The organism is Chitinophaga sp., from assembly GCF_039596155.1.
Taxonomy (GTDB): Bacteria; Bacteroidota; Bacteroidia; order Chitinophagales; family Chitinophagaceae; genus Chitinophaga.
Genome location: NZ_JBCNKF010000002.1, coordinates 388,742 through 413,946, shown reverse-complemented (window position 1 = coordinate 413,946; position 25,205 = coordinate 388,742). Strand labels below are relative to the sequence as shown.

Annotated in this window: 21 protein-coding genes; 8 read left to right on the top strand and 13 right to left on the bottom strand. The window is 42.7% G+C overall.

The genetic code is table 11. From position 1 onward, the window contains the following. The first annotated feature begins 316 nt into the window (after positions 1–316). Positions 317–670 (top strand): hypothetical protein, encoded by a 354-nt coding sequence (locus ABDW33_RS03555; RefSeq protein WP_343688690.1) that lies wholly within the window; start codon positions 317–319, stop codon positions 668–670. 201 nt (positions 671–871) lie between these two features. On the opposite strand, the gene ABDW33_RS03550 is transcribed toward ABDW33_RS03555, so the two are convergent. Next, a complete protein-coding gene (locus ABDW33_RS03550; RefSeq protein WP_343688689.1) occupies positions 872–1,294 on the bottom strand; it encodes a helix-turn-helix domain-containing protein in 423 nt (140 codons plus the stop codon). Between the two features lie 132 nt (positions 1,295–1,426). On the opposite strand from ABDW33_RS03550, the gene ABDW33_RS03545 reads away from it, so the two are divergent. Next, complete coding sequence (locus tag ABDW33_RS03545) at positions 1,427–2,551, top strand: alkene reductase (RefSeq protein ID WP_343688688.1); 1,125 nt, start codon at positions 1,427–1,429, stop codon at positions 2,549–2,551. Positions 2,552–3,155: 604 nt separating this feature from the next. Beyond that, positions 3,156–5,765: an alpha-L-rhamnosidase C-terminal domain-containing protein gene (locus tag ABDW33_RS03540; protein ID WP_343688687.1), complete on the top strand. Its 2,610-nt coding sequence runs from the start codon at positions 3,156–3,158 to the stop codon at positions 5,763–5,765. A gap of 461 nt (positions 5,766–6,226) precedes the next feature. On the opposite strand, the gene ABDW33_RS03535 is transcribed toward ABDW33_RS03540, so the two are convergent. Both ABDW33_RS03535 and ABDW33_RS03530 read right to left on the bottom strand, forming a co-directional pair. Then, on the bottom strand, positions 6,227–6,538 hold the full coding sequence (locus tag ABDW33_RS03535; protein ID WP_343688686.1) for a hypothetical protein: 312 nt from the start codon (positions 6,536–6,538) through the stop codon (positions 6,227–6,229). A gap of 119 nt (positions 6,539–6,657) precedes the next feature. After that, the gene (locus ABDW33_RS03530; protein WP_343688685.1) at positions 6,658–7,113 is read right to left on the bottom strand and encodes a hypothetical protein; all 456 of its coding nucleotides are present in this window, start codon (positions 7,111–7,113) and stop codon (positions 6,658–6,660) included. Between the two features lie 324 nt (positions 7,114–7,437). Between ABDW33_RS03530 and ABDW33_RS03525 the strand changes: the two genes are divergently transcribed. Continuing rightward, positions 7,438–8,718 (top strand): TCR/Tet family MFS transporter, encoded by a 1,281-nt coding sequence (locus tag ABDW33_RS03525; protein ID WP_343688684.1) that lies wholly within the window; start codon positions 7,438–7,440, stop codon positions 8,716–8,718. A gap of 193 nt (positions 8,719–8,911) precedes the next feature. Here ABDW33_RS03525 and ABDW33_RS03520 read toward each other — a convergent pair whose 3' ends face one another. The 6 genes from ABDW33_RS03520 to ABDW33_RS03495 all read right to left on the bottom strand — a co-directional run bounded on the left by ABDW33_RS03520 (position 8,912) and on the right by ABDW33_RS03495 (position 17,705). After that, a complete protein-coding gene (locus ABDW33_RS03520; RefSeq protein ID WP_343688683.1) occupies positions 8,912–9,457 on the bottom strand; it encodes a hypothetical protein in 546 nt (181 codons plus the stop codon). A 292-nt stretch (positions 9,458–9,749) separates the two neighbouring features. Then, positions 9,750–12,212, bottom strand: coding sequence for a DUF4965 domain-containing protein (locus ABDW33_RS03515; RefSeq protein ID WP_343688682.1), 2,463 nt, complete (start codon positions 12,210–12,212; stop codon positions 9,750–9,752). A gap of 313 nt (positions 12,213–12,525) precedes the next feature. After that, positions 12,526–13,632 carry a hypothetical protein gene (locus ABDW33_RS03510; protein ID WP_343688681.1) on the bottom strand — a complete coding sequence of 369 codons (1,107 nt, stop codon included), beginning with the start codon at positions 13,630–13,632 and terminating at the stop codon, positions 12,526–12,528. Between the two features lie 337 nt (positions 13,633–13,969). Next, complete coding sequence (locus ABDW33_RS03505; protein WP_343688680.1) at positions 13,970–16,387, bottom strand: ABC transporter permease; 2,418 nt, start codon at positions 16,385–16,387, stop codon at positions 13,970–13,972. A 213-nt stretch (positions 16,388–16,600) separates the two neighbouring features. Further along, entirely contained in the window at positions 16,601–17,287 is a 687-nt protein-coding gene (locus tag ABDW33_RS03500; RefSeq protein WP_343688679.1) for a 2OG-Fe(II) oxygenase, read from the bottom strand. 67 nt (positions 17,288–17,354) lie between these two features. Then, on the bottom strand, positions 17,355–17,705 hold the full coding sequence (locus ABDW33_RS03495) for a helix-turn-helix domain-containing protein (RefSeq protein ID WP_343688678.1): 351 nt from the start codon (positions 17,703–17,705) through the stop codon (positions 17,355–17,357). A 96-nt stretch (positions 17,706–17,801) separates the two neighbouring features. Here ABDW33_RS03495 and ABDW33_RS03490 point away from each other — a divergent pair, with 96 nt between their 5' ends. Next, a complete protein-coding gene (locus ABDW33_RS03490) occupies positions 17,802–18,554 on the top strand; it encodes a glucose 1-dehydrogenase (protein WP_343688677.1) in 753 nt (250 codons plus the stop codon). 38 nt (positions 18,555–18,592) lie between these two features. Here ABDW33_RS03490 and ABDW33_RS03485 read toward each other — a convergent pair whose 3' ends face one another. The 3 genes from ABDW33_RS03485 to ABDW33_RS03475 form a co-directional block, all read right to left on the bottom strand. Further along, positions 18,593–19,627, bottom strand: a complete 1,035-nt coding sequence (locus ABDW33_RS03485) for a DUF6340 family protein (RefSeq protein ID WP_343688676.1) — start codon at positions 19,625–19,627, stop codon at positions 18,593–18,595. A gap of 111 nt (positions 19,628–19,738) precedes the next feature. Then, the gene (locus ABDW33_RS03480) at positions 19,739–20,839 is read right to left on the bottom strand and encodes an FAD-dependent monooxygenase (RefSeq protein WP_343688675.1); all 1,101 of its coding nucleotides are present in this window, start codon (positions 20,837–20,839) and stop codon (positions 19,739–19,741) included. 66 nt (positions 20,840–20,905) lie between these two features. Next, positions 20,906–21,769: a helix-turn-helix transcriptional regulator gene (locus tag ABDW33_RS03475; RefSeq protein ID WP_343688674.1), complete on the bottom strand. Its 864-nt coding sequence runs from the start codon at positions 21,767–21,769 to the stop codon at positions 20,906–20,908. A gap of 138 nt (positions 21,770–21,907) precedes the next feature. Here ABDW33_RS03475 and ABDW33_RS03470 point away from each other — a divergent pair, with 138 nt between their 5' ends. Both ABDW33_RS03470 and ABDW33_RS03465 read left to right on the top strand, forming a co-directional pair. Next, entirely contained in the window at positions 21,908–22,882 is a 975-nt protein-coding gene (locus ABDW33_RS03470; protein WP_343688673.1) for an amidohydrolase family protein, read from the top strand. Positions 22,883–22,905: 23 nt separating this feature from the next. Continuing rightward, positions 22,906–23,757 carry a helix-turn-helix transcriptional regulator gene (locus tag ABDW33_RS03465; RefSeq protein ID WP_343688672.1) on the top strand — a complete coding sequence of 284 codons (852 nt, stop codon included), beginning with the start codon at positions 22,906–22,908 and terminating at the stop codon, positions 23,755–23,757. A 26-nt stretch (positions 23,758–23,783) separates the two neighbouring features. Here the strand turns inward: ABDW33_RS03465 and ABDW33_RS03460 are convergent, their stop codons facing one another. Beyond that, a complete protein-coding gene (locus ABDW33_RS03460) occupies positions 23,784–24,158 on the bottom strand; it encodes a helix-turn-helix domain-containing protein (protein WP_343688671.1) in 375 nt (124 codons plus the stop codon). Positions 24,159–24,244: 86 nt separating this feature from the next. Here ABDW33_RS03460 and ABDW33_RS03455 point away from each other — a divergent pair, with 86 nt between their 5' ends. After that, positions 24,245–25,189 (top strand): NmrA/HSCARG family protein, encoded by a 945-nt coding sequence (locus tag ABDW33_RS03455; protein WP_343688670.1) that lies wholly within the window; start codon positions 24,245–24,247, stop codon positions 25,187–25,189. Positions 25,190–25,205 lie beyond the last annotated feature (16 nt).

Below are 25,205 nucleotides of genomic sequence, written 5' to 3'. Positions count from 1 at the left end.
CAAGATCTTCTTTGGTAAATGCTCCTGCTTTTTTATGCACATAAAGATATTTCCCGCTATATGCTTTGTAGAAATTGACTGCTCCCCCTCAGATTACATTCTATACATGAACTAACTGAAACCATGTTTGATAGACAGCTTGCAGCCAGATTATCACAAACAAGCATGATTTAAATCATTCAGCTGATTAAAAGAGGTATTACTATGCAGTACTGGGTTGGAAATTCACGGAACGAATCAAAATGGTATTTACACCCTTTTCTTAAGGTAACAATTAGTTAATCCTTAAAACTTAATTTTGCAAAAAACCACTCAGATGAAATCACTATTAGCCCTTGCTTTTCTCTTTTCAATAACAATTGAAACATTCGCTCAAGCTCCCGCGCCAACCAGACATATGACGATTACCATCATTGACCAACATGTCGCCTTGTCTATCGGCAAAAAAACAGACAACTTTTTTGTTACGCGGGATGATACTGCACAATTGCAAAAGTTTGTAGATCTTAACACGCATGTAAAGGCGAAAGAAGAACCGGCAGCTTATGAACAAATGATGATGAACCTGCTCAAGCCTTATTACGATCAGCAGTGGCAACTGGTCACATCAAACGTGGAATTTATTCCTAATACTAATACGGAGGTTTTTCGGTACTATTTTGTTAAATAAAATCATATTTAAAAAAGGATAATCCCAACTCAGGGATGTATCATCCTATCTTTATAAGGGTCTGGATATACATTTATCTGACCGGTATCTGCGTGTGTCAATTCGCCAGTCTTTAAATCAGGCAGGACATGATATTTTAAATCCGATAATAAAAACCAGGTCTATTCGATAATGTGTATTAAACAAATCCTATAGCCAATCTTATCCGATCTCATGCGCCATTTTCATACGTTTATAAATCAGGCAGGTCGATTTTGACGTTTCGTTAATCTTTGGCGTTTGCTTGATAACAGTCTCTAAAAAGCTGCGATTAGCATCACCCCATTGGTTCATGGCCTCGATAATAGGCATCAACGAATAGCCGATCTCTGTAAGCGAATATTCCACTTTAGGCGGCATTTGCGGATAGGTTTTCTTCGTTACCATGCCATGCCCTTCCAATTCTTTGAGTTGTACATTCAGCACCCTGCGGGTAGCACCAGGAAATAAACGTAGTATCTCGCTTGGGCGCTTTACATCCATCGAAATAGCGCGAAGGATGGCTGGCTTCCATTTGCCATTCAGCACTTCCTTAGTCAGGTGCAGTCCGCAATCTATTGTGAGGGGAGTTTTTCTTTCGTACATATGTTGCTCACTTTATTCAAAATTAGGCATTGTATTTTAATTTCCATATGGGATAAAATTATCCCTATGCCATTAGTTTTTCCCATATTGTAACAATGAGGCAGATGCCCGAAGTTCGCCTTAAAAAAGCAAATGGAAAATGCAGTACAACCTCTGTTAGAGGAATATCAGATAGGTGATTTAAGATTGAAAAACCGTGTAGTCATGGCTTCCCTTACACGTGGGCGTGCCACCAATGCGGGTCTGGTTCCTACACCATTGATGGCCAGGTATTATGCACAACGCGCGTCCGCAGGCTTAATTCTGAGTGAAGGCACCTGGGTGAATTCGAAGTCTATTGGTTTTATCAATGTGCCAGGCATTTATACGCAGGAGCAGGTGGAAGGATGGAAACTGGTCACCCAGGCAGTACACAACAAAGGAGGATTGATCTTCTCCCAGTTAGGGCATATCGGGGCAGCCTCTCATCCGGATTTTTTTGATGGTGAATTGCCCGCAGGCCCTTCCGCCATTAATCCGCAAACCCATTCTTATACCCCCCAGGGTTTTAAAGATACACTAACGCCCCGCGAGTTCACCCTTACTGAAATTAAACAAACTATACAGGATTACAGGCAGGCTGCTAAGAATGCGAAGGAAGCAGGATTTGATGGCGTTGAAGTACATGCACAGGCTGGTATGCTAATACCCCAGTTTCTAAGCCTGGCCACTAATCATCGTACCGATGAGTATGGCGGCAGTATCGAAAACCGAGCACGTATTATATTTGATATCCTGGATGTCATCCTGGAAGTATGGGAAAGCACAAGGGTGGCCATCAAGTTTGCGCCGGTCGCATATAGCCATGTAGGCATCGTGACGCCGGATGAAGAAACTATCCCGCTATTCCAGTATATCCTTAAAAAACTGAATGATTACAATCTCGCTTTCCTGCACATTGCCGGACCTGCAGAGCCTTTAACAGGTACACCGGTAGAAGCATTGCAGGATAATTATTTCAGCCATTTCCGCTATCACTACAGCGGCAGGTTAATGGCTAATCTGGGCTTTACGCAGGAAAGCGGGAATACCATCCTGAAAGAAGGCATCGCTGACCTGGTATCCTTTGGCACACTATTCATTGCTAACCCGGATTTGCCAGTCCGCTTTAGATATAATTTGCCATTGTCAGCATTCGACCGGGAAACGTTGTATAGTGGGGATGAAAATGGATATACCAGTTATCCCGAGGTGGAGTTTAATATACCGCGACATTGAAGTAAACACGTCTTGTATTAGTATAATTAGTATCTGCTTCTAAATTCTTCAAATGAAGACAACCAGTCCTTGCAAAAAAGGTTATCCTTTCCGGAAGATCTTTACCAGGGAATGCCTGTTTTCAGGATAATCATCCTGTGAACTGGTTCAAACTTCTTCCATCATCGCACACATGCATTTAAGCCTTCAAATCGAAAGATCTGAAGGCTTTTTTGTGTTCGAAAAGTAAAATACCACCCTTATATTATATTTTACAATCACTTCTTTGAGGTAATTTACCTGGTTGCCAACCCTGCAGTTAAAAATAATATCGGCAATAGTATGGCAGTTGGGGTACATCCACGGACTTAGAAACGAGCCCGCCAAAAACGTTTGCTGCCAGCAGTAGTATGGGACTTTCACTTCCTTTAATGAATGGCATGGTGCTTAAAAAGTTTATCCTTAAATATTCGTGTTGCGATGCCTGCACGCTAAAATCATAGACAGCTTAGGACAGTTAACCGGGATTCTATTTTTATTTTTCAAGGCTTAATTCATTTTCCGTTATGAAATCATGTAACCGATAGTTCACGTTTTCAAAATAGATTCTCAAAATCAACAACCTATGAAGCAAAAAATAATGCTGTTGTTATTGCTGGTGAGTACCTTAGCCACCCATGCCCAGGTGGTACTTTACAGTGACATCAATTATGGCGGCACCGCTATCTCATTCCCCGTTGGAAATTACAGGCTGGCAGATATGAATGCAGCCGGGTTCCCTGATGATGGCCTCTCCTCCTTTTCCATTCCTGCAGGGTATCAGATTACCTTTTTTGCAGATGATAACTTTACAGGAAAAAGCTTTAGTACTACTGCATCTTCTACATGGATTGGTACTGAATGGAATGACCAGGTCACCTCTTTTATTGTCAGCAGGATTCTTCCTTCACAGGGAACGGCCAACTGGATTTGGTCTCCCAATGCCGGCCCGGCAAACACATGGATAGCTTTCCGAAAAAAACTAAACCTTGCAGCCAAACCCGCTTCAGTACCCACTAAAATTGCCGCCGAAAATAAGTACTGGCTGTATATAAATAATCAGCTGGTAGTAAAAGATGGTGGACTCTCTATTCGTCCTGATCTTGTGAATACCTACTATGATGAAGTAGATATAGCCCCCTATCTGCAGACCGGTGAGAATACCATTGCCATACTGGTATGGTATAAAGGTGGGCAGAATGGTTATTCAGAACGAGCTGTCGGCAATGGCGGTTTATTATTTGATGCGGGTTCTGTAGTCGTGTCAGATGATACATGGAAGTACAGTGTACACCCATCTTTTGGAGCTACCACTCAATTAAAGCTGAACGGACAGGATTACAAATGGATCGCATTCCCTGTTTCCTACAATGCCCAATATGAACCTACCGGCTGGACAAGTGCAGGTTTTAACGATGCTTCATGGGGCACAGCCGTAAAGAAAGGTATCCCTCCTGTTGCACCCTGGAATTCACTTGTACCCCGCGGTATTCCATTCTGGCGGGAAGGTGAATTAAGCAATTATGAGAATTCAATTCCAGCTACTATTACAGCTAATACGACTATCACCGGCACTGTTGGTACCAATATACAGTTACGTCCCTATTTGCACGTAAATGCACCTGCAGGTGTGAAAATAAAAATCACTGTCAACAGGCATTACTGGCAGGAATATATTACCAAAGCAGGTGACCAGGAATTTGAATGTTTTGCATGGCAGAACTCAAGCAATCATACTGTTACCTACGAGTTTTCAAACGTAACAGCGCCTGTAAATATATTGGGTCTGAAATACAGAGCGTCCAGCTATAATGTAGATATAACCGGTCAGTTTAATTCTTCTGATACGTTGTTGAACACTTTGTGGACAAAGGCTAAAAACACGTCCAAAGTATGTATGCGCGACCAGTACTATGACTGTCCTGACCGTGAACGCGGGCAATGGTGGGGAGATGTATCTGAACAAATCCTCTACTCATTCTACCTGTACGATACCAGTGTAAATAAACTGACACGCAAAGCGTTCCGCGAATTGATGAATACACAGAAAGGAAATGGTTCCCTCTACACTACAGCACCAGGTACATCCTTTCATTTACCTGATCAGAACCTGGCCGCAGTTGCCATGATCTGGAAGTACTACATGTATAGTGGAGACAGAGATCTGTTACAGGAAATCTATCCGCAATTAAAAAAATACATCCAGTTTTGTGTAGCCAGTTCTAATGCTGACGGTATGCTGCTGTTGCAAAATGATGCATGGAACTGGATTGACTGGGGCACTAACATTGATCCCGTACCTGTAGGCAGTGCCAATACAGTGTTCAACGCTCTTTATATCTCTGTGCTGGAAACCGCTATCAATACCGCCAATCTGTTGGGTCAAACTACCGATGCGACTTATTATCAGGGACTGCAGACGAAGGTGAAGAGCAACTTTAATAATTATTTCTGGAATAGTACATCACATGCCTATATGTCCAGCAATGTATCATCCCGGCTGATTGATGACAGAAGTAATGCCTGGGCTTTATCTACCGGACTGGCCGATGATCAGCAGAAAGCCGGTGCACTGAGTGTGCTGAAAAGCAGAAATGATGCAGGGCCCTACCAGGAAATGTATGTTGAAGAAAACCTGTTTAAGCTGGATCCCACTGCTGCTGTTACACGCATGAAGAATCGTTTTACACCGATGATCAACAGCTGGTCATCTACCCTGTGGGAAGACTTTACAGAAAGTAACAGCAATGCAGGATATTCCAGTAATAATCATGCGTGGTCTGCCGGTCCCTTATATGTAATGAGTGCCTACCTTCTGGGTATCCGCCCTACACAACCTGCTTATGCTGAATTTACATTTGCTCCACAGCCGGGAGGCGTTACACAATTTGCTGGCGTAGTACCTGGTGTGAAAGGCAATATTATCGCCAGTTTCTCGCTTGGAAACAATGGCTTTACACAAAGCCTCACCTCTCCTCCGGGCACCACTGCGATTGTAAGTATTCCAAAAGATGTATTGCCCAGTCTTATTTCTGAGATTAAGGTAGGAGGTATTACTATATGGAAAAATGGTACATTCTTAGGTGGGGTGAGTGGTGTTACGTTCTTTCAGGAGAATAATGTAGCTGTACAGTTTAAAGTGAGTCCGGGAAACTGGGAGTTTACCACTTTGCCGTTCAGTAGTACGAACCGGTGATCGCTTATGTAGATTGCAATTACAGCAGAACTGCTGTCAGCCTGCCTGTAGGTAACTATACACTGGCGCAGGTGAATACAAAAGGTACCTGATGATGCGATCTCTTCATTGGTGGTAGCTGTTGTGAGTGAGAAGGGGGTAAAGTACTGATTGCAGGAGAGTGTATCAAAAATAAACGAACATCCTGAGCAATGCTTATATAACTAACTGACTCCATCAGGTACTGAAAAACAAGCGGGTGTATCAGAAATCTGGTACACCCGCTTGTTTTTTTCATCTCAGCTCAAGGCGGCGGTTGAATAACGGTAACTCTATGCTGAATTACTTGTTCTAATAATGCATGATCAATTCGTGGGTTATCCATTATGCTTTTATCCCCTCATTTCAATCAAAACCAACATAAATATTATTCGATATACCAATTATGTTGATCTGTCTGCAATTAAACCTATCGTTCCATTTTAATAATCTTCAATTTGAAAATTTATATGTTCCCAATTGTTCCCTGAAACATCAATAATGTTAAAACCTGTCACCTGATGTAATCCATCACCTTTAAAATTTAATTGAAGATTGCTTACACCCTGAAAATTTATTGAAACTTCATAAAAGCATCCACTGAGATCAGGTAAAGAAATTTCCTTTCCTCTTTCTCTGCAAAGCCCTACCATAGTTAGCACATCACCAGACCAGTTCAATGATTTAATTAAACTGATTTCATTCGCTTTCCAGTCAGGAAAAACTGCATATAACAATTCCAGGTTCCCTATCATGTATTAAATTTTTCATCCTCCAAAGTGAATACAGAGTAATTCTTTACCTGTTGGGCATTGAGATATACAATAGTCAGCAGGGTAATGATTCGTAAAAATCGACCCTATGCTGTCAGGTATCACTCCCTTCCGCTCACTGCCTCATTCTCCCACTGGTCCTGTATCTTATATAGCAAACACCAAAATGGAATACTACACAAAGCGACAATAACAGCAGCATACCCCATTCTCCCCGTAAACAACGCTATAAAAAGCAATAAACCGTACACCCCTCCACAGATCCAGTTGCACCGAATCGCCCATTTCTGCTCAAACCATAATGATGCGGTCATTAAAATAATAATACAGGATGACAACACAGAAACAATCGTCTGCATCACCCACTGTGTATTCTCCAATGTGGAAGGGTATTTTATCAGCAGTGAGGTGCCTTTCACCAATGTGGCCATCAGTACAAGGCTATAAAAGATTAACCCCACCCATATATAAATTTTCAGGATTATTGATAACAATGCTCTTCTACGTACAGGTAATGAATCTCCGAACGATTCATCGAAAATAGTTGGTTGTTCCATCTTTCTTTTAACTTATCTTGTTTTAGCTTCTAAAAGAATATTCAAATTTAACCAGTTTCAGTATCTTCTCCGGCAATGCTTCATCGACTTCCTGCAATTTCACATAAATCTTCTTAAACGGATTGGAAATTTGTTCCGATGCCCTATTGGATTCAAAACACCTCCAGGCCGAAAGAGAGTGTTTCACTATCTGTGTTAAATGCCACCGCCCTGACTCGACTCCGCTAAAGTCCGAAGATTGACGCAATCACCCCTTTAAACTGGCCAGATTACCGCCCTGTTTTTTGAATCTTTAAGCATAATATTGTGTACCAATTAAATGTTATGCAAACAACTACTAAGTCGGCCATTGGCTTCATCTTTATTACATTATTGATAGATATTATGGGATGGGGCCTCATCATCCCCGTCATGGCAGACCTGATTGCACAGCTAAAACATATACCGGTTAACCAGGCCAGTACTTATGGTGCACTGTTACTATCAGTTTTTGCAATAACACAGTTCCTGTTTGCCCCGGTGGTAGGTAACCTCAGTGACAAGTATGGCCGCAGACCTGTACTATTGCTCTCCCTGTTAGGCTTTGGGATAGACTACATCATCCTGGCGGTAGCACCAAGCTATGGCTGGCTGTTCGTAGGCCGTGTCATTGCCGGTCTTACAGGTGCCAGTTTTACTACTGCAACTGCATATATCGCAGATGTGAGTCCGGACGAGACAACCAGGGCCAAGAACTTCGGTATGATTGGTGCTGCCTTCGGACTTGGCTTTGTGCTTGGCCCGGCATTAGGCGCATTCCTGGCTACATGGGGAATCAGAGCACCGTTTTATGCAGCGGCTGCACTTTGCCTGTTGAACTGCCTCTATGGTTACTTCCTGCTGCCTGAATCGCTCAGCAAGGAGAATCGCCGGCCTTTTGATGCTAAACGCGCGAATCCATTCGGTGCCCTCAGGTTCCTGACCAATCACCCTGAGATCGGCGGCCTGGCTATCAGCTTCTTTCTTATTTATCTTGGTGCCCAGTCGGTACAAGGTAACTGGAACTTCTTTACAATTTACCGGTTTAACTGGAGCGAGAAGATGGTGGGTATCTCCCTGGCGGTAGTAGGTGTGCTTGTGGGTGGCGTGCAGGCCGGACTTACCCGCGTTATCAATCCTAAGATTGGCAATGAAAGAAGTATCTACCTGGGACTCTCCTTATACGCAGTAGGATTGATACTCTTTGCTTTTGCTACCGAAGGCTGGATGATGTTCGCATTTCTCATTCCCTATTGTCTGGGGGGCATCTGTGGTCCGTCTCTCCAATCTGTTATTTCAGGACATGTACCATCTAATCAGCAGGGGGAACTGCAGGGAGCACTGACAAGTCTGATGAGCCTTACTACCATTATTGGTCCGTTGGTAATGAACAGTACATTCACATATTTTACTACAGATAAAGCCCCGTTCTATTTCCCGGGTATCCACTTCCTGATCGGCGCCGTATGTATGCTGCTGAGTGTAATGATCACCTACAAGGTACTAAGCCGGGAGAAGAAAGAACATCCGGAACTGAGGGATATCATCTCCGGAGGGGGCGAACTAAAAGGGACATCATTACACTAAAGGCAACAGGTCGTTAATTTCCACATGTCGGGATTTGCTTTACGCCGCTGTTCCCTATAAACAGCATTGAATATTATCGTAATACCGGGTGGATAGGTTGCCACCGTGTCTATGAGCATGCATATTTTACACTGCCCGACCTGTTGATGCATATAATCAACAGCGATAGTGGATTGGCTGTAAATATGCATGCTCATTCATCTTCGAGCTCTTTTTTGATCATCTGCTGTGCCCTCTTTCTATCTGCTCTATAAGCATTAGATCTGACCTTCGCAGCAACGCCCCGTTTATCGCCTTTAAAGTACATGTCACTTTCCGCGATAAAGGAACCCTGCCGGATCATCATTCCATTAAAACGACAGGTATCATAACCACAATCATGCTTTGAATACACACCAAAGTTCCTGTGCTTAATTCTTTTTGCGGTTAACACCTTTTGCTGGTACCCACGGATCTCATCCCAAATTCGTTCTCTATCCGCTTTGGTCATTTCCTGTCCCAGATATGCCACTTCGATGAACGTATAAGGATCTTTTAGCTGGAGAAAATCAAATGACTTCCTGAAGAATCGATGCGCGTAGTCCCGAACGGTTATTTTATCGTCAGGCAACAGCTTCTCATTCTCTATAATGGAACGATATAATCCAAGGGTATTGAAATCTGTGTATTTCTTGTGATTATCAATATAGAAAATATACTGCTGTAGGGTCAGGGTGTTAAACTTCTTTCCTATTTTCATATTGTATACGAATGTAGTTCATTTTTTTATGCGTCCCGTATGCCCGGGATAAGGGAACTGGTAAAGATTGTACAACCGATGCGCATTACGAACAGCCATTTCCAGGCAACCACTGTACCGTCTCATACCAGCCAGGGAGGATTGTTATTCATTCAATAGACCCGTAAAATAAATGAGGCGTCTCAAAAGTAAATGCTACCCGGGTTCCCGGCGGAACATAGTTTCGTACAAACGAATGCTGGTTCCTTCAGATTACTTTTGAGACACCTCAGAGGCCTTCTAGTTAAATTAATTAATTAGTATGCAATTTGTCAGCTAATACTTTCATATAGAAGCCGCCTACAACACTTCTTGCCTTAAAGTTCTCACGAATACCGGTTTCTGAATCGTAGAAATCATTAAGCGGAACACGGGAGGGTGTCTCTACTGCATGGATGTAAAGCGGTTTGATCAACGCATCAAACTGTTCCTTTTGCGGCGCAAAAGATGCTGTCCACACAATCCAGTCGTTCTTAGTGTAGGATTTACGGCTATCCAGTGGTATACCGAATTTATTGATCTTCGTGAGATAGTATTTCGTTTCTGTATCATATACCTTTTGCGGGAACAGATGCAGGTCTAAGACCTTATCCCAGACAAGGTTATATTTCTGGCTCCAGGTATTTTTATTGTCGAATGTCAGTGCATAATGATCGCCTGCTTCCGCCAATTCCATCCATTTTGGCACCATGCTTTCAGCGATAGCACGATACTTTTTCGCTGTTTCATGGTCACCTGATTGTTCCGCCATTTGTGCATAACAGCCAATTGCCACAATTGCTTTCACAGATAAATTAGCATTACGGGCCAGGTGTCCGGCAAAGTCATCTGTGCATAATTGTGTGGCAGGATCAAGACCTTCTTTGGTGAGATAATCTACCCAGGTAGTCAGCGTTTGCCAATGCTTTTTAGCATAATCCGTATTCCCCTGCGCTTTGGTGATTGCAGCACATAAAATGATCATATTTCCTGATTCCTCTACAGGCATTGGTTCGCCGTAAGTCTGCCCGTTTGCTTTCGGATATGTTCCCAGGTCATGTGCAGCCCATGGATGAGGATATTTACCACTTTCACTGAAATAGAAGATACCGTTTAACATACCTTGTAATAACACAGGATTGTACAGCAGATACAACGGCGCTGAAGGATACGTTACATCAACCGTGTTAATGAAACCTCCACTGTTATTTTCTTTTGACAGCCATAAGATCTCACCTTCCGGACTCTTAACCAGGGTATGTGCAGCGATGCTTTGACGATAAGCTAATACGCAAAGGCGTGCATACTCCTCACTCCCTGATTTCAAAGCCGTCGTATATATTTCGTTATCCAGGTCATTACACCTTTGTATGACAGTTTTATAGTCATTAGCAGCACTGGTCAATTCGCCATCTATAGATGCTTTACCGTCACTATTCCACCAGGGTCTTAAGTTATTGTTGAAGTACTGGATCGCGTAAATTTCGTCGTATCCAAGTTCAACGAAACGTTCCACCTTATTTGTGCCGACAGTGCCAAATGGGATAACTGTATTCAATGATAATGACTTTCCTTTGGAAACAGATGATGCGGTTATCCCTTTTTTAAATGCATCTGCTGCATCAGCTCCTTTTGTAATGTATTGGATAGCACCCGTGTTCCTGGGGGCCGCTACGTAAAAATATCCCCAATCTATACGCATGTCATCAGCACCCTTCTGTAATACGGGTTGTTCTACGGTGCCCACCTTTAATACGGTGAGGTTGCCTTTATCATAATGTTGTGCAGTAACGGGTTGAGATGGCTGGTAAACTGCAATATCAGAAGAAGCTCCCAGGAGCACTTTGACAGTATGTTGTTTTCCATCATTTGCACGAACAGTATACGTCACGTAGGATACCGGACGGGATAGCAGCGTCAGGTCATTGAGCAAAAGTGGAGACGTGAATGCAAGTTGCAGGTCGATACCGCCAGCTGTGAACGAGTAGGTTGTCTGAGTGGCAGTAATGTCTACTTTTGTTTGCTTTGCAATCCCATCTTCGGCAGTCGCATCTTTCCGTTTGTCTACCAAACCAAAGTCGAGGTAACGGCCACCGGCAGTATTAGCGAGATGAATGGCGATTGTATTTTCGCCGGCTTTCAGCAGACTTTTATCGACGGGCAGGTACTTGAAATTGTTTGTCCAACCAGTTGTTTCATAGATCTTGTTACCGTTCAAAAATACTTCGACGTTGTCATCATGATGCAACTTGAGCAAGAGGTCGTTGATGCTGGCGGTATTCTTAATAGTAAAATTTCTTCTTATCCAGATGTTGTCAGACTTCCAGAGGGTTTTGACATTCTTCTCATCTCCGAATGGTGCCTGACCGGATTGCCAGGTGGTCGTTTTGAAATTTGGAGTCGCCCAGCTGGCATCGGGCTTTGTTTCTGTATAACTTACATTGTAAGGAGATTCATCAGCCGCAGCTAATATGGTGGTATACCTGGTTGCCTCTTTACCCAGAAAACGATAGACCTTACCATCTACACTCATCAGTCCCAGCAGGGAATGATCGGCGCCTGTCCAATGCATGGTGGTTGAGTTGGTTAACTCATCCGTATCAGACCAGATGCTAAAGTTGGTGTTGTGCGTGATGAGTGGATATGCAGGGGCCAACCTGTTCTGCGCCTGCAGTTGTAAAGTGGTAAAAAAACATGCTAGTACACTGAGACCTTTTAATCTGTTGAATTTAATCATTTTAGATTTTTGTAATGAATGTTTGGAATTTTAGCGGGTTCAATTTAGATAACCGGAATTTCTTAGTTCATGATTTCCTGCCCAAGATTGAAATAATTTGGATTTTTCACAAGAAAGGGTGTGTTAATGGTTTTATTTTAGTGATATTGACGAGGGATTGGAAGAATTTCGTTTTGATAATATTATTAAGAAGCGGATGTTGCAATTGAATGATGTAACTGAAAATAAGTTTTTATGATAGTGGGTAGAAGGTTGTAATTCGCATGATGAAGGGTTAGCTTATAGGGGTATTGCAGGCATTACTGATGGACGATTACTTGTTGCATAGCGTCATATAACCTAGTATGTCAAACTTGTCCAAGGATTCATTATGCCTTAATCTTACAGCTACATCGTGATAATCAGAGATGATAGTTAGTACATAGTCGGCTTTATTGTCACCGTAAGGATAATCGAGATCACCTCGTGTTATCTGGAAATCATAGGAGGTGGCATGGTTATGTATGTCTGTCATTTTTTGGAAGAGACCATTGCCCACTCTGACTACATGGGGTATAAACCGGGATACAGGGGTTAAAGTATCAAGCTGGGTGAGCATTTTTCCAATTTCCATTAACCGGTTGCTGTCTGACAAAGCTGGCTTTTCTGGCTTCTTAAAGTCTTTCACATAGTCAAAACCGAATTTCCCTTTCAACATACAAAGTTCTATTTCTCCACCTTCTTCAAAAAGATCATATCGTGTCTTATCAACTGAAAATCTTTCTTTACGGTTATTGTTGAATTTGATGAATAAAAAGTATTCAGTGTGCCGACCTGTACTTATACTTTTCCTCGCTATAACATACTTCTTACAAAAAGTGGTAGGGATAGCAAAGTGATGATTAATAAAGCCCGTCAAAGCTGATGTTGTGAGAAATAGTCCGATAAAGAGTCCATAATATACCGTATATCTGCTACCACTTTCATCGTAAATACCTGGCCGCAATAATTTAAGAAGTATTGTCAAAATAATCGCCAAAACAATTCCGACCGAACCTCCCATCCAAAAAAGTCTGGTACCATATATTGTATTGTCAAAAATTTCTATTTCAAATATCAGGAAAATTAAACCAACAAAGAAAAGTATCGTAGTAATACCAGGAATAACCTTATCAAGTAACCTGATTGTCTTTTCTGAAGATGCTTTGAGAGGAAAAAAGTCGTCTGTAATATCTCTTGAAGATACAACAATTACTATCAGTTGATACATTCCAATTACCAGGAATGGTAATAGCAAAAATCTAAATGATCCTTTCCTGTCAATGAATAATACAATTGGGATGATGCATAATCCAATGTAAAAAATTCTTTTATAAAAGTCCTTGCGTATCTCAGCATTCGGCTTGTTTTCCCCCTGGCTATTTAAATTATCTTTATACATTTCTTAGGTAGAGTTTTGACCCAAATGGTTCGAAGCAATATATTGGAGATCAATTATACAGTACTTTTAAGAAAAAACCATTTTTTGCGATACAATTCTTAACTATTTCGCAATAGTGGCTCGAGGCTGGTTGTTCACTACAGTCAACATGAGTCATAAAGGTTGAGGACTTTTAAAATTCTGAAGGGCTGTAGAAGACCTGTTCTTTTTAAAAAACAGCTACCTCTTTCATAAATTTGTTTTGACTCCTCCATCATCCAATAAACAGCAAATTCAAAAAAGGCCTTCAGATAAATAACCTGAAGACCTTTCCAAATAACCTGACTACCTACTATAATTACTCTGCTCTCAGGGCTTTCACCGGGTTCATCAAGGCTGCACGGAACGACAATACACTTACTGTGAGCAATGCCGCTACAACAGCCAATAACCCGGCAGGTAATACCATCCACCATTGAATGGATACGCGATAAGCATACCCGGCCAACCACTGCTGCATTGCCCACCATACTGCCGGAGTTGCTATTAAGATAGCAATTCCCACGAGTTTGACTAAGTCAGACGATAGCAGGATAACAATGCTGAAAGCAGAAGCGCCCAATGTTTTGCGGATACCAATCTCTTTCACCCTTTGTTCTGTTGAAAAAGTTGCAAGGCCCAATAGTCCCAGGCAGGCAATAAAAATGGTAAGTATAGCAAAAGCAGCAAAGAGTTCTCCAAAACGACCATCCTGTTTGTATTGTTCGTTAAACGATTCATCCAGGAAAGAATAAAGAAACGGGCGGCCTGGTACCAGTGTCTTCCAGGTCTGTTCCAGTTGATGAATCGTTTGGGTCATATCTGCAGTTTTAATCCTGAGCGAAAGTTTGTTCAGACTACTCACCGGCGCCATTCTCATCACCAACGGCTCCACTTTTTTATGTAAGGAGATGTAATTGAAATCTTTTACTACGCCTACGACTACGCCTTTGTTTCCCCAAAGATCAAAGCGTTTTCCGATAATTTTATTGGGATCAGCATAACCAAATTGCCTGGCAGCAGCTTCGTTTATTATCAAGGCCTGGGTGGTATCTACAGGAAATGCTTTGGAATAAGCCCTACCGGCGACCATTTTCATTTCATAGGTTGGAATAAAATCAAAATCGATTTCATATAGCGCTGGTGTCTCCATCTTCATATCACCGCTTTGTGATTCGATAAACGTAGTGGCATTCGGGAAGAAATCTCCCGGTACAGCCCTGGAGGCAGATATACCTGTAACTGCACTATTCCGGGCCAATGATGCTTTGATGGATTCGACTGACATGTTTATATTGTAGTCCCCACCATAATCAATGACCAGCATCTGGTCTTGCCGGTATCCCAATGAATGTTGCCGGAGATGTTGCAACTGGGAGTAGACAATAATAGTTCCTGCTATCAGCCCAATAGAGAGGCTGAATTGTACGATGACAAGTAGCCTTCTTAAGAAGATTCCTTTGCCGGTAGAGCGGAACTGACCCTTCAATACATCTACAGGTTTGAAACCAGACAACACCCATGCCGGGTAGATACCTGCCAATATACCAAGTATAAATGGCAGCAGAACAAGTACCGGTAACAATGGTGGAGACAACAATATGGAATAAGTAAAATGTTTACCGGAAATTTCGCGCATAAATGGTAGCAGCAGCATTGTAAGCAACACGCCAATTATCACTGCGATCAGGGCAATTATTATCGCTTCGGTGAGGAACTGGTAGATTAATCCCTGTTGATAAGCACCCACTGCCTTTCTTACGCCTACTTCCCTGGCACGCTCCATAGAACGGGCCGTTGAAAGATTGACGAAATTGATACAGGCAATCAGCAATATGAACACGCCAACAATAGAAAAAATATAAATGTCAGACAAATTACCGGTAACACCGGGCTGGCGTTGCGCCACCGAATAGAGGTAAGCAGATTTTAAAGGTTCAAATGCGATTGTGTAACCACCTTTATTGTCGTTCGGCACATATTTGTCTATGAAGTTGGGAATACGGGCTTCCAGGTGGTGAATATCAGTATGTTCCGGTAAGAGAAAATAGGTATAAAAGTCAATATATCCCCAGGCAGGAAATATTTCCGGACGCCATTTAACAAATGAACTCATGGAGATCAATACATTGAAATTGAGGTGCGTATTGGAAGGCAAGTCCTCCATCACACCAGTAATCAGCAATGATTCTGTATGATCAGCCAGTAAATACTGACCTAAAGGATCTTTATTGCCAAAATATTTCTTAGCAATACTTTGGGTGATCACAACACTATTAGGCGCAGCAAGTGCAGTATGGGGATTGCCGGAAAGCATTTTCCAGCTAAAGATGTCGAAGGTCGATGAGTCGGCAAATACAACTCCTTTTTCCTGGAAGCGGATGCCATGGTTATCCAGCAACACGGAGCCTGAGCTGGTAAAGCGGGTTATCTTTTTTATCTCCGGAAAGTATTCCTGCAAGGCGGGCGCTACCGGAGCATTTCCCCATACCTGGTATTCTTCCGGTGCAGGAGGCCTGGAGACATCTACCTCTTTGGGATTTCTGTAAGCATGTAATACCCGGTAAATTTCATTGTAATGTACATTATACCTGTCGTAAGACAGTTCGTCTGATACATACATGGCTATCATAATACAGCAGGTGATACCTACAGCCAGACCTATTATATTGATTGTTGAATAAATTTTCTTTCGCAGAAGATTCCTCCAGGCAATTTTAAGGTAGTTTCTAAGCATAGTCAAATGTAATAATAATGTGATGGCGGCGCAAAAAGACTGCCATATAAGGGAAGGTAGTACTATGGCCGATTCAGTAATTATTATCTGTTCATATGCGTACATTGGAGCGACCGGAAATGAACACCCGATCTTTTTTTAATAATAAGGGCAGGCCTGATTTTCTCTATAAATTAAGATCTCGCGGAATGGCGTGACATCTTTTAATGACGTCTATAAACCATCGTGAAAAATGATGCCCAGACTATGCCGGTTACCACTATGCACCGTACTTACCCCGTGTTTCACATTCACCCGGTAATAACCTTTGCTTCCTTTTGCAGGACGGAAGTTGGTGGTAAAAATAATCATATCCCCACGTCGGGGTTTTAATACATTCGCTTTAGATTGCGCGCGGGGAATTTGTTCTGTTATCACAAATTCACCACCCGTGTATTCTTCGTCAAGCATAAAAACCATTTGCATAGGGAAATAAATTTCTCCGTACAGGTCCTGATGCAGGGTATTAAAGCCTCCTGCTTCGTATTTCAGGATGAGAACAGTTGGCCTCTCCTGCCCGTGAGCCCTGCAAAGGTTGATCATTTCACCATGTGTGGATGGAAACTGTTTATCGATGTGTAGCTCATGCATCCATTGATTGGCGACCGGGGCTATTTCCGCATAGACAGTTTCTCTCAACGTGTTGATGACGCCGGGTAAGGGGTATTGAAAGTATTTGTACTCTCCCTTTCCAAAACGATAACGTTCCATGTTGATCGTCTTCCGATAGTGGTTGCTGGTATTGTAGGCAGCAATGAATGTATCGCATTCGTGGTTATCCAATACGTTTTTTACGATGACAAACCCGTTGTCGTGTAACTCTTTAGTAATTGCCTGCCAGTTTTGAGAAAGTAGATTCATGGCAGCGAATGTAGGGCGGAAATCTGCGGCAGAAAATCCGAATGTTGCGGTCTTTTAAAAAAGTGTTTTACTTACCGATAATAACTTTCCTGTGTCTGATGCCCCAATCTGTCAACTCATTGATAATGGTCTTTAATGACAGCCCATGTTTCGTCAATTCGTACTGTACGGTTATCGGTTGCGTATCCAATACCGTCCGTTTGACGAGTTTGTTCAACTCAAGTTCTTTCAGCTCTTTACTCAACATTTTATTAGAAATGCCTTCCACATCATTTAAGATATCGGAGAACCTTCTCTTATTATAAAAACAGATGGACGAGATGATAGCGATTTTCCATTTCCCGTTTAAAACATCCATTGAATCCTGCACCGCTCTCATCTTCGTCTTCTGATTGCTGTCTACTTTTTTGCACTCCATATGTTACTTTGTTACCTCCAGGTTACAGTTACTTTTAGTTACAAAATTACCAAAATAAACACCTCCTCCCTAATTTTGTAGCTCAAATCTGACAACATGAAACTCAAGAACAAAGTAGCAATAGTTACAGGCGCATCGAAAGGAATAGGAGCATCTATAGCCCGGTATTACGGGGCTGCCGGTGCAAAAGTGGTAGTGAATTATGCCACCAGCAAAGAAGGTGCAGACAAAGTTGTGAAGGCGATCACGGACAACGGGGGCACCGCCATAGCAGTACAGGGTGATGTATCAAAAGAGGCAGATATCAACAGGTTATTTGCAGCAACGCAAGAGGCATTTGGTGGTCTGGATATATTGGTAAATAATGCGGGTATTTATGAGTACCTGCCTATTGAGCAGGTATCAGCGGAATCCTTCCACCAGCAATTCAACATCAATGTACTGGGGCCTATTTTAGCGATACAGGCAGCATTAAAACTATTTGGAGACAAAGGGGGGAATATTATCAATATCAGTTCTGCGGCCAGTAAATTCGCTATGGCCACAGGATCTGTATACTCTGCGTCCAAAGCTGCCTTAGACACTATTACGGTTGCACTGTCCAAAGAGCTGGGTGTAAAAAATGTCCGTATCAATTCACTTTTACCGGGCTCTGTAGAGACGGAGGGTACACATACTACCGGTGTGATGGGTAGCGAATTTGAAAAGCAATTAATAGCCAATACACCGCTGGGGCGTATCGGACAACCGGAAGATATTGCGAAGGTGGCGGTATTCCTGGCTTCTGACGATTCGGCGTGGATGACAGGTGAGCTGATCACTGCCTCTGGCGGCATTTACGGTTTTTAAAAAAGAAAGCCTCCGGAACTATACCGGAGGCTTTTATTTTAGTTTTCCTGCTGATAGTTAAGCAGGTTATTACTTTCTTTTCTTCGTTTCAGGATATTGACATATTGCAGCGCGAGTTTATTATTATAGTTCTCGTAGGCCTTTTGTGCCCATTCGATCCCTTTATCCAATTGCCCGTTTATTTCACAGATAATCGCCATGTTGTAACAGGCACGCCCCGCTATCGTTCTGCTGGATGAAGTGGTTTCTTTCTCCCATAATACAGCCGCTCCATCCCAGTTACCGGTTTGTGCTTTACGTTTGGCAACACTAAAATTATCACTGCCTTTTACATAGTAATCTCTTGTCACTTTGATCCAGTAAGGTAATAGTCTGTATGCATAGTCCTGTCCTATTTTCCTGCTTACATCTTTCACAGCATCTTTCCTGTTAATGATCGCACCTGCTGCTGCTACAGGATTGATTCCCTTACCTGACAGCGTAATGTTGCGGGTGATCGGGTAATCGTCCAGAATCAGCCTTTGTACGGGATCGTAGATCCTCCATCCTGACTTTACAGTTGTAAACATACTCGCATGATGTTCTACTCCCGGTATATTACCTAATGGCGTTCTGATTGTGACAGGAACCGTTGTATAGCTGATCCTGGAATCCGTATCAAATACCTCCAGTGAAAACAATGCGTCTACATGTTTCTCCCTGCAAATCTGCTCTACTATCTCCCAGTCGAGCGGTCCCTGGTATTGTCCGGGGACATTGCTGCGCAGGTTGATATTGTTGAAGGCGGTAACGTTTGTAAAACGCTTATTGTTGATCAGTTCATCTGCCAGTCCGATAACGCTGGCCTGAGATGCCTGTGCGTCCAGGCTATCCCCTTCCAGGGTCATGACCTTATCAACGATATCCAGTACCTTATTTTTTTCCATTACCAGGCTTCTGTTGATAATACCGACTTCTTTCATACCCGGTGGCAATGTGACGGGGGATGGTTGTAATACGCTGATGTAGACGTGATTGGTGGCACTACAGGAATATAAGCCGACAGTAATCAGCAGAATATACAGTTTTTTCATAGATAGGCAGTTTAGCTACAATGCAAATTTGCTCCCTTTGCTATTATTTTTGAGCAAGATAGCAATTAAATTAATATCTAATATTTACAAAAGGAGAAATTTGCAGAAATACTAAAATCCTTCCCTGTTTCTTCTTTCAATGGCTTCTTCGGTTTGTAGTATCAGCCTTTCTCTTGCATTGAGCTCGGCTTCTGCCTGCACTTCTTCTATAAACGGACGTAAGTTGTTGTTGTAATCCCGGAACGCCAATGCATAATTCCCGTTGTGTTTGTGTAGTGCATCTGCCAGCGCTGCGGCCCCATCCAAAGCCAGTGATCCTCCCATTCCGGCAGCAGGTGAGGCACAATATGCCGCATCTCCCACCAGTGCTACCCTACCCTTTGTCCAGGATGGCATTTTGATCTGACAGAATTTATCGAAGTAAAAGTTTTCTGCATGGGCCACTTCTTCCAGTAGTTCCCGGGTCCGCCAATGCTGATCTTTGAACTGTTCCAGGATAATCTTTCTTTGTGCTGCTGTGTCCCGGTAATCGTAGGAAATCTCTTTTTCCGAAGAAAAGCAAAGGACGATATCGGTTAAATCTTTGTAGGCGTTTAACATATAAGCTTTGCCCGGTGTGTTATAAAACTGCATGGTGTTCGGGTTCACCAGCGATTTGTTTACAATAGAGATAGAAAAATAAGCACCCAGGAAATGTAAATATTCGGATTCCTGGCCAAACCAGATTTTTCGTACACCTGAATGTGTACCATCGCAGCCAAATACCAGGTCGTAGTCATGCTGTGTGCCGCTTTTAAAGGTAGCGGTGATGCTTTCACTATTTTCTTTTAATGCGGTAATACTGTTATTGAATACAAATTCAACTTCATCTTTCAGGGCTTCGTATAAAATACCGACTAATTGCGTGCGTTCTATTTCAATTTCCTCCCCGGCTTCATTTCGCGGCTGGATGATGCTCCCTGCTATTTCATCCTGTGCATTCCTGAACTCTATCAGTTGCAGGTTCAGCTGGTTTAATTTTATCTGCTCATAGATACCCATACGTTTGATCACGTCAATTGTTCCCAGCCGGAGATCAACTGCTGTACCACCTATGCGGGGCTTATCTGCAATTTCAATGACTGTTACTTTATAGCCTGCTTTGTTCATCCAATAAGCCGTTGCAAGACCGGCTATGCTTGCGCCGGAGACGAGTACCTTTTCCAGTTTCATTTTTTTTTGTACAAAGTAACTGCGGTAAGTTAAGCTGAATAAGGTCTATCCGCAGTAATACCTGTACTAATCGAGGTTTTTATTTCTGAAAGCGGCCGGATTCTTTCCTGCTACTTTTGTAAACAGGCGGGAAAAATAAGGATAATCATCATAACCTAATGTAGTCGCAATTTCCTTTATAGCCTTGTCAGAGTGTGCCAGTAAACGCTTGGCCTCTAAAATGACGCGTTGCTGTATGTGATGGGATACTGAAAAACCGGTTGCATGCCTGACACATTCATTCAGGTATGGGATAGAAATGTTCAGTTGCCGGGCATAAGCCGCAGGACGCTTTTCGATCGTGTAATTACGTTCCAGTAAATCCCTGAAAGACTTCGAAACTATTTCAAACCGGGATAATTTATGAGCTGGTTTAGCCTGTTCTAAATAAATGGAAGTGGCAAGTGCCACCAGTGTATTACAACTATCTTTCAGCATCGGATGGTAGAGTTTATCGTCCTTTCGCTCAAACAACTGCATGCCCAGGGTAACCAAATTGGAAATAAGCTCAACTGTTTCCTTCTTTAATAACAATGGTCTTACAGGTGTGAGATCTTCCAGTAATTTCAGGTATTCAGGACGAATATGCTCATTATTAATTGACCAGCAGCAAACGGTTACATTTTCAAATGCAGTGATACGATGCACCTGGTTCGGGTGAAGATAGATAATAGACGAGGGTTTGATGGTATACTGCTGAAAGTCGATTTCAAGGGTGACAGTTCCTTTTTCGAGGAGAAAGAATGAGTGCCCATCTTCACGATGGGGACGTGCGGCCTCTTCCTGTTCTTTATGTGCCATTTTCTTAATGACTACTTTCTCTATCGCAATACCAACACCGAATTGGTTTGCCATGGGATTGACGGGAATAGATGCGCGTTTACCAGACATGAGTCAAAGATACACTTTCCATACTTGTGGATGGAAGACCTGGGGACTTACCTCGAATTTTGATATAAATACCTCAATTCATTTATTGATGAACAGCTGTTAGTTTCATCTCTTTGCATAGATTTAAAACCATTGACAATGAGAATAGTAACGTTAGAGGAACATATATCATTCCCGGAAATGACCGCGTTCCTGCCAGCCAATATCCAGGATAAGAGGCGCTCTTTGGGGTTGATGCAGGATAAGCTGGCAGATATTACAGGAGAGCGTTTAAGTACCATTCAGGAGACGGGTATTGCTACACAGGTGCTATCCGTAGAGAATACAGATGTATACCTGTTACCGGATAGCCTGGCCCCGGATTTTGCGCGGAAGTACAACGATCTGCTGGCAGAGAAGATAAAAGATCACCCGTCCTCATTTACAGCATTTGCCCTCCTGCCTGTCACAACTCCGATAGCTGCGGCAGAAGAACTGGAACGTACTGTAAAGACTTACGGTTTCAAGGGGGCAATGATCAGGGGGCATATCAACGGAGAATTTCTGGATGCACCTAAGTTTGCACCTATTTTTGAAAAAGCGGAGCAGTTAGGTGTACCCATCTACCTCCATCCTGGCATACCACCGAACGAAGTGATAGATGCTTATTACAGCAATGTAGGTGAAATGACGGGCCCTAACGATGCTATTGCATGCTATGGATGGGGATGGCACTCAGAAACAGCCATACATGTATTACGTTTGCTGGTGGCGGGCGTATTTGACAGGTATCCCCGGTTAAAAATCATTATCGGGCACATGGGAGAAATGCTGCCTATGATGTGGTCAAGGTCTAACGGGGCATTCAAACCGGGAAATGGCGGCAGGAACAAGCGGACATTGATTGAGACATTCACAGAACAGCTGTTTATTACCACCAGCGGTATCTTTACACAACCACCCTTGCAGCTTGCTATTGATACAATTGGTATTAATAATATCATGTTTTCCATAGATTATCCATTTAGTAGTAACCAGGTGGGGGTTGACTTTTTAAACAACCTACAACTACCTGCTGATCAGATTGCCCAAATTGCCCACTTAAATGCAGATAGGATCCTGGGGCTTAAATAGATGGGAAACGCTATTTTTGCCACATGAAGCGTGTTCCAGTCAGAAAATTACAGGACAAGAGTCATCTGGCGTTCAAGTTGGTGCCATCGGAAAGAGAAGCAGCCACATATAAACAATCGAAAGAAATAGGCGCACATCGGGATGACCATTATATTTTTTTCATTACCCTGGAAGGCTCGGGCACAACGATCGTAGATTTTGAGGAAAAGGTGGTAGGCCCCAACACACTCTATTATATCCTGCCCGACCAGATACATTATCGCATTATTACTCATCAAGCCAGGGGATGGTACTTAGCAGTAGATCCTGCGTTGGCAGATCCTGCCTGCAGGGATATTATTGAAGGCTGGTCAGGTGTGCAGGAACCTATTATCTTAAGTGCAGCGGAGATCAGGGACTATGATCAGCTGCTGGGTATTTTATACCGTAAGGCTTATGAGCAGGAGAGCAGGATGTCGGTCTTGCATGCATTGTTACGGGCTTTCTTAGAAATGGCAGCGGTTACGATTCAACATTCTTCAAAGGTGGCCGCCCATAATTCAAGGCCGGCAATGTTAGCCATGCAGTTTAAAAAGCTATTGAATGAAAATATAAAAAGGTATAAGACGCCCGCCGATTACGCAAAGATGCTGCACATTTCAGCACCTTATCTGAATGAAGTGCTGAAAGAGGCAACTGGTTCTACTGTGTCTTTCTGGATAAAATTCAGAATGCTGATGGAGGCAAAGCGTTTACTATACTTCACGGATCTGACTGTGAAGCAGATCGCAGAGGAATTGGGGTTTGAGAATCACTCTTATTTTTCTCATATTTTTTATAAGGAGACAGGGATGACTGCGCTGGGGTTCAGGAAGCAGTTTAGAGAAAGAGAGTAGAGAGGTGTGGACAAGTACATGCCTCGCTACTCTCCTTTTACAAACTCTCCTCTTTGCTCCGCCACCATATTCCCCCATCCCAATATCGCATTTAACAAAGGTGTACACGATTTCCCAAATTCAGTCAAACTATACACTACCTTTAGTGGCGGCTTCTTCCCATATACTTTCTTCGAAATCAATTCATCTTCTTCCAGTTGTTTCAACTGCATACTCAGGGTCCTTTCAGTAACACCCGGCAATGCTTTTCGTAACTCATTATATCTCTTCTCTTCATCTCTCAGGTGATAAAGAATTACCGCTTTCCACTTCCCTCCTACCAGGTCCATCGCCACACTGACTGTACAGGGATATAATTTATTGTTGACCTTAATAAAATCACTTTGACATTCTATATCCATAACATCAATTTTAGAGGACTATCCTAATGGATAGTTATTGCAAATTTATTGAAGCCCCAATAGTTTTGCAACTATAAATTTTACATATGGAAGCAGATAAACCGCTTGTAACAATCGTTGGCATTCTGGGTAAACAAGGGCGTAGTGCGGCACGTACATTACTGGATAGTGGGCGTTTTCGTGTGCGTGGCATTACGCGTCGTGTTGATTCACCAGCCGCATTAGATTTAATTAAACGAGGTGCAGAACTAATAAATATACCGCTTGACCTGGGATATCATAAAGCATACGTAGCAGCATTTCGTGGTTCGGATAGTATATTTATGATGACACCAGGCATTGCACCGCCACAAACACATGAGTTTGAACTGGGCAAACAATTGGCAGACGCAGCGGTAGAAGCAGGAGTAAAGCACGTTATATTTAGCAGTCTGGAGAATGTAGATAAAATTACCGGCGGAAGAAAGTTCGCGCCACACTTTACAGACAAAGCCCATGTAGAGGAATATATTCGTACACTTCCTGTTACCAGTTCGTTCATCTACATGGCGTTCTTTTATACCAATTTACCGGAGTTTTATCCGCCTGTCATGAAGGGCGATACACTGGTATTCCCTATTTACTTACCGAAGGATTTTCGTGCACCGTTTGTAGATCCGCTTACAGCAACAGGTCCGGCTGTACTGGAAATTCTTCTGCATAAAGAGCAATATGCAGGTAAAGGTATGCCTGTGATTGGAGATATTATTTCACCACAGGAGATGGTGGATACCTTTGTGAAAGTAACAGGCAGGAAAGCAGTGTATGGCGCAGCCTATACCCGAAAGGAATTCTTGCAGCTGCTGCCAGCATATGGAACGAATGAACTGTTGGTAGACGAGATCATGGGAATGGCGGAGTATGCTGTTGAATATGGGTACTATACCAAAGATCGTGACCTGAACTGGAGCAGGAAGATTAATACAGACAGTCTGAATTGGGAACAATTCCTCCGTACTACAGGTTGGCAGGGAGAACAGGTTAGCTATTAAAAACAGAAAGGTTGTC

Excerpts from the sequence above, each read along its gene's own strand:
- ABDW33_RS03555 (WP_343688690.1), top strand. The coding sequence starts at position 317 with ATGAAATCACTATTAGCCCTTGCTTTTCTCTTTTCAATAACAATTGAA.
- ABDW33_RS03550 (WP_343688689.1), bottom strand. The coding sequence starts at position 1,294 with ATGTACGAAAGAAAAACTCCCCTCACAATAGATTGCGGACTGCACCTG.
- ABDW33_RS03545 (WP_343688688.1), top strand. The coding sequence starts at position 1,427 with ATGGAAAATGCAGTACAACCTCTGTTAGAGGAATATCAGATAGGTGAT.
- ABDW33_RS03540 (WP_343688687.1), top strand. The coding sequence starts at position 3,156 with ATGAAGCAAAAAATAATGCTGTTGTTATTGCTGGTGAGTACCTTAGCC.
- ABDW33_RS03535 (WP_343688686.1), bottom strand. The coding sequence starts at position 6,538 with ATGATAGGGAACCTGGAATTGTTATATGCAGTTTTTCCTGACTGGAAA.
- ABDW33_RS03530 (WP_343688685.1), bottom strand. The coding sequence starts at position 7,113 with ATGGAACAACCAACTATTTTCGATGAATCGTTCGGAGATTCATTACCT.
- ABDW33_RS03525 (WP_343688684.1), top strand. The coding sequence starts at position 7,438 with ATGCAAACAACTACTAAGTCGGCCATTGGCTTCATCTTTATTACATTA.
- ABDW33_RS03520 (WP_343688683.1), bottom strand. The coding sequence starts at position 9,457 with ATGAAAATAGGAAAGAAGTTTAACACCCTGACCCTACAGCAGTATATT.
- ABDW33_RS03515 (WP_343688682.1), bottom strand. The coding sequence starts at position 12,212 with ATGATTAAATTCAACAGATTAAAAGGTCTCAGTGTACTAGCATGTTTT.
- ABDW33_RS03510 (WP_343688681.1), bottom strand. The coding sequence starts at position 13,632 with ATGTATAAAGATAATTTAAATAGCCAGGGGGAAAACAAGCCGAATGCT.
- ABDW33_RS03505 (WP_343688680.1), bottom strand. The coding sequence starts at position 16,387 with ATGCTTAGAAACTACCTTAAAATTGCCTGGAGGAATCTTCTGCGAAAG.
- ABDW33_RS03500 (WP_343688679.1), bottom strand. The coding sequence starts at position 17,287 with ATGAATCTACTTTCTCAAAACTGGCAGGCAATTACTAAAGAGTTACAC.
- ABDW33_RS03495 (WP_343688678.1), bottom strand. The coding sequence starts at position 17,705 with ATGGAGTGCAAAAAAGTAGACAGCAATCAGAAGACGAAGATGAGAGCG.
- ABDW33_RS03490 (WP_343688677.1), top strand. The coding sequence starts at position 17,802 with ATGAAACTCAAGAACAAAGTAGCAATAGTTACAGGCGCATCGAAAGGA.
- ABDW33_RS03485 (WP_343688676.1), bottom strand. The coding sequence starts at position 19,627 with ATGAAAAAACTGTATATTCTGCTGATTACTGTCGGCTTATATTCCTGT.
- ABDW33_RS03480 (WP_343688675.1), bottom strand. The coding sequence starts at position 20,839 with ATGAAACTGGAAAAGGTACTCGTCTCCGGCGCAAGCATAGCCGGTCTT.
- ABDW33_RS03475 (WP_343688674.1), bottom strand. The coding sequence starts at position 21,769 with ATGTCTGGTAAACGCGCATCTATTCCCGTCAATCCCATGGCAAACCAA.
- ABDW33_RS03470 (WP_343688673.1), top strand. The coding sequence starts at position 21,908 with ATGAGAATAGTAACGTTAGAGGAACATATATCATTCCCGGAAATGACC.
- ABDW33_RS03465 (WP_343688672.1), top strand. The coding sequence starts at position 22,906 with ATGAAGCGTGTTCCAGTCAGAAAATTACAGGACAAGAGTCATCTGGCG.
- ABDW33_RS03460 (WP_343688671.1), bottom strand. The coding sequence starts at position 24,158 with ATGGATATAGAATGTCAAAGTGATTTTATTAAGGTCAACAATAAATTA.
- ABDW33_RS03455 (WP_343688670.1), top strand. The coding sequence starts at position 24,245 with ATGGAAGCAGATAAACCGCTTGTAACAATCGTTGGCATTCTGGGTAAA.